This window comes from uncultured Campylobacter sp. (genome assembly GCF_937890585.1).
Taxonomy (GTDB): Bacteria; Campylobacterota; Campylobacteria; order Campylobacterales; family Campylobacteraceae; genus Campylobacter_A.
The window spans coordinates 1-4,421 of sequence record NZ_CALACG010000133.1 but is presented as its reverse complement, the minus strand read 5'-3'; the positions used below and the strand labels follow the sequence as shown (position 1 = coordinate 4,421).

The window sequence follows — 4,421 nt, the reverse complement described above, 5'->3', positions numbered from 1 at the left end:
GAAAAATATGGCAAGGATCTAAGAGATAAAAAGCAAAAGATTTTAAACCATATTTCTAAATTTCAAATTTCAGTTATTGATGATATCATAAAGATATATACAAAAATAGGCTATAAGGTTCAGTTTAAGGTTTTGAATTCTGCATGGTATGGTAGCTCAACAAAGCGCGAAAGACTTATAATTATAGCTGTAAGAAACGATTTGAAGGGTAAGTTTAAATTTCCTATTCCGACACACAATAGTAATGAAATAAATACTAAAATGGATTTTAGTGAAGATGAGTTGAAGAATGCAAAATTTAAAAAAGCAATTTGTATTAAAAAAGCACTTGCTAGTATAGATTATAACAATAAAGATGACAGTGATAATATCCCAATGAAACATAGTCAAAAAACAGTAGAAAGATTTAAATTTATAAAGGCTGGTGGAAATATTGTAGATCATATTGATAGTTTGCCAGATGAGCTAAAAATTTCTAAATTTTATTCACGTGGAAACACAATGAGGCTAGATTTTAATACACTTGCCCCAACGCTTGTGCCTGGGCATAGTAATTTTCCTATTCACCCAATAGAGCATAGAAGTATTACGGTAAGAGAAGCAGCTACTATTACTGGGTTTCCACTAGATTATAAATTTTTTGGTTCTCATACTAAGCGCTGTGAACAAGTAGGAAATGCTGTTCCGCCACCGCTTTCTTATGCAATAGCAAAAGCAACAAAAGAATTTTTACAAGGAAATTAATGATGAACACTAAAGCATATTTTGGAAAATTTGGTGGGCAGTTCGTGCCTGAGACGGTGATGTTTGCCCTTGATGAGCTAGAAAATGCTTATGAGAGCATCGCAAAGACAAAAGAGTTTAAAGACGAGCTTGATGATCTGCTTAAAAACTACGTTGGCAGGCCTAGTCCGCTCTTTTTTGCAAAGCGCCTAAGCGAGCACTACGGACATGAAATTTACCTAAAAAGAGAGGATCTAAACCACACGGGCGCGCATAAGATAAACAACGCCCTAGCTCAAGCACTGCTTGCTAAAAAAATGGGTAAAAAGAAAATTTTAGCTGAGACTGGAGCTGGTCAGCACGGCGTGGCAACAGCGACTGCAGCGGCACTTCTTGGTTTAGAGTGCGACGTCTATATGGGCGCAACAGACGTTGCTAGACAGCAGCTAAATGCCTTTCGTATGCAGCTTCTTGGAGCAAAAGTGGTGAGCGTAGAAGATGGGCTAAAAACGCTAAAAGAAGCGACTACGGCGGCTATTCAGGCGTGGGTAAATGAGATAGAGAGTGCGTTTTACGTCATCGGCTCAGCAGTTGGCCCACACCCATACCCAAAGATCGTGCGTGATTTTCAAAGTATCATCGGCACAGAGGCGAAGGCTCAGCTTGCAGACTACGGCAAAAAGGCCGACTACGTCATAGCCTGCGTTGGCGGCGGCAGTAATGCTATTGGAATTTTTAGCGCGTTTTTAGAGGACGAGAGCGTAAATTTAGTAGGTATCGAGGCTGGTGGCCTTGGCGTAGAGACGCCTTATCACGCTGCTACGCTTACTAAAGGCAAAACTGGCATCATCCACGGCATGAAAACGACGGTCTTACAAGATGAATACGGCATGATCTCGCCAGTGCATAGCATCTCAGCAGGCCTAGACTACCCAGGCATCGGCCCAGAGCACGCCCACCTAAACGACATCAAAAGGGTAAAATACGAAGCCGTGACCGACGATGAGTGCATAAATGCCTTGTATTTTCTAAGCAAGATGGAGGGTATCATTCCAGCCATCGAGAGCGCGCACGCACTGGCGTATCTGGAGAAACTCTGCCCAAAACTTGATAAAAAAAGCGTCATCGTCGTAAATATCTCAGGCAGGGGCGATAAGGACATAAATACAGTTATCGGCTACGAAAAAGGAAAAATTTATGGATAAGATCAAAAGCGCATTTAGTGGCAAAAAGGCAAACATCGGCTACATCGTGGCTGGATATCCAAGCCTAGAGAAAACGAAGGAATTTTTAGAAAATTTAGATGAGAGTACGCTTGATCTAGTCGAGATCGGCATCCCATACTCTGACCCACTGGCTGATGGCAAGCTCATCGCACAAGCTAGCTTTGAGTCGGTGCAAAAGGGCGTAAATACAGATGTCGTCTTTGACACGCTAGAGAGCTGTAAGGCAAAAGTGACAAAACCACTCGTTTTTCTAGTCTATTTTAATATCATCTTTGCTTATGGCGTTGATAAATTTCTAAAAAGATCACGTGAGGCAGGAGTTAGCGGCTTTATCGTGCCTGATCTGCCTTGCGAGGAGTGCGAGGAATTTGCTCTAAAATGCAAGGAGCTAAATTTAAGCCTGATACCACTTATCAGCGTCACTTCTGGGGGTAGGGCAGATGGAATTTTGAAATTTGGCTCAGGATTTATCTACGCTCTTGGTGCGATCGGTGTTAGCGGCTCAAAAAGAGCAGGCGAGGAGAGGATAAAAAATTTAGTCCTTGAGCTTAAGCAAAAGAGCGATCTACCAGTGGCTGTGGGCTTTGGTATCAAAAATAAAGAGGACGTTGGTGAGGTCAAAAAGTACGCTGACGGAGCGATAATAGGCACGCAAATAGTCAAGCTTTTTGCGGAGCATAGCGGAAAAGAGCTGATAAAAGAGATAGATAATCTCTTTTAAATTTATAGCTAATTTAGTAAAGCCAAAGTATAATTAACGCGCATTTCAAGTCTTAAGGAAGAGATATGAGAAAAGTTATAGATGAAGCCACAAGCTATCTTTGCAAGGATACTTTGGGGTTAAATTTAGAGGTTGGTAAGAGCCTTGGTAAGGGATTTTACGGGGCTAGCATACCGGTTTATAAGGGCAAAGGCGAGTATCATTTTTATCTATTTTTTAAAAAAGATACTTTGAAAATTTTTATGAGTGCTTTTTTTGGTCAAGAAGATATGGAAGATGCCGATCTGGACGATCTTTGCAAAGAGATAGCCAATCAGATCATCGGCAAGGCTAAAAATCTGCTAAATGAAAAAGAGCCAAATGCTTATAAACTCGGAACGCCTGAGTTTTTGGGCGAGGTTGAGAATTTTGGCATAAAGCTAAAAGAAAAATTTATATATAAGATAAAAAATAGAACATTTCAAATAGGCTACGACATACAATGAACGAAGAAGGTGCGATAGAGACGCTAGAACAGCTAGGACTTTTCAAGAGCTACGACGAGCTTTTGGATATTAGTGTTGATTTTATAGCTGAGCTAGGAACTACCACAGTTAGCATAAATGAGCTTTTAAAATTTGAAGCTGGGTCGGTCATAGACCTCGAAAAACCAGCTGGCGAGAGCGTGGAGCTATATATAAATAATAGAATTTTTGGAAAAGGCGAAGTAATGGTTTATGAGAAAAATTTAGCCATCAGGATAAATGAAATTTTGGACTCAAAGTCAGTTATTCAGTACTTCAAAAAAGAACTTTTATGAAATTTATACTATTTTTTGTGCTTTTTGCTTCGCAGATATTTGCCTCAAACCTGCTAACATACAACGTCTATGAGCGCACCGACAGGGTCGATATCATGCTTAGCTTTGATGCACCTTATGAGGGTAATATCTTTCAAAAGCGCGAAAAAGACACCACTTCTTTGATATTAAATTCCCTAAGCTACGATCAAAGCGCGAGCAAGGATATAAACTCAAAGATCATTCAAGAGCTTGATATAGAACCTAAGCAAAACTCCTTAGTTTTAAATTTGCGATCAAATGACGCCATCATCGTAAATGCGTCAAAGACAACTGACAGCTTCGGACTTCGCATCCGCGTGACACCAAAAAATACAAAAACTCAGGTGCAAAATATGCCTCAAGCAAGCGCAAAGATCGAGGCTGCTAGCATGCCTAAAAAGGACGATGAGCCAGTCATAAACGTCGATGCAAGGTACTTCATCGTGCTAAGCGTGCTCATCGCGCTTCTTATATTTTTGTATGTTTTTAAAAGATATATCACTTCAAAAAGTAGCGATTTTAGCGGCTTTAAAACACCACAAAAACAAACTGGGGGCGATACAAAGTCGATGAACTGGCTGCTAAAAAATCAAAATAGCGGCGTAAATATCATCTATGAAAAGTACCTTGACCGCACAAACAAGCTCATGCTTCTAAGCTACGAAAATAGGCGCTATCTAGTGATCGTTGGTAGCTCAAACGTCATGCTTGATAGCTTTGGCGAGGAGAAGATACAAAACGAGCAGGACTTTGCAGTGTTTTTTGAGGAAAATAAGAAAAAACTCGGCTCATTTTTAGAGGAACGCAAAAATAGCCTAAATAACTACAAAGATAAAATGAGCGGAGAATTTTAGCCCCGCATCGCTACTAAATTTAAAAATTTAGAAGAGCATTTTTGCAAATTTTAAAAGTGGCTTCGCGCCTGCCGTGA

General features: G+C 40.2%; 6 protein-coding genes. All 6 read left to right on the top strand.

The genetic code is table 11. From position 1 onward, the window contains the following. On the top strand, window positions 1-744 hold a 744-nt coding region (locus tag Q0296_RS03875), incomplete at its 5' end, for a DNA cytosine methyltransferase (protein WP_298036750.1). 2 nt (window positions 745-746) lie between these two features. Then, entirely contained in the window at window positions 747-1,928 is a 1,182-nt protein-coding gene (trpB, locus tag Q0296_RS03870) for a tryptophan synthase subunit beta (protein WP_298036752.1), read from the top strand. Further along, entirely contained in the window at window positions 1,921-2,670 is a 750-nt protein-coding gene (gene trpA, locus Q0296_RS03865; RefSeq protein WP_298036747.1) for a tryptophan synthase subunit alpha, read from the top strand. The genes trpB and trpA overlap by 8 nt, the downstream gene beginning before the upstream one ends. A 65-nt stretch (window positions 2,671-2,735) precedes the next feature. Further along, window positions 2,736-3,155 carry a chemotaxis protein CheX gene (locus tag Q0296_RS03860; RefSeq protein WP_298036744.1) on the top strand — a complete coding sequence of 140 codons (420 nt, stop codon included), beginning with the start codon at window positions 2,736-2,738 and terminating at the stop codon, window positions 3,153-3,155. Then, window positions 3,152-3,469: a flagellar motor switch protein FliN gene (fliN, locus tag Q0296_RS03855; protein WP_298036741.1), complete on the top strand. Its 318-nt coding sequence runs from the start codon at window positions 3,152-3,154 to the stop codon at window positions 3,467-3,469. Before Q0296_RS03860 ends, fliN begins: the two co-directional genes overlap by 4 nt. Further along, on the top strand, window positions 3,466-4,344 hold the full coding sequence (locus Q0296_RS03850; protein ID WP_298036738.1) for an excinuclease ABC subunit A: 879 nt from the start codon (window positions 3,466-3,468) through the stop codon (window positions 4,342-4,344). The genes fliN and Q0296_RS03850 overlap by 4 nt, the downstream gene beginning before the upstream one ends. The last annotated feature ends 77 nt before the right edge of the window (window positions 4,345-4,421 follow it).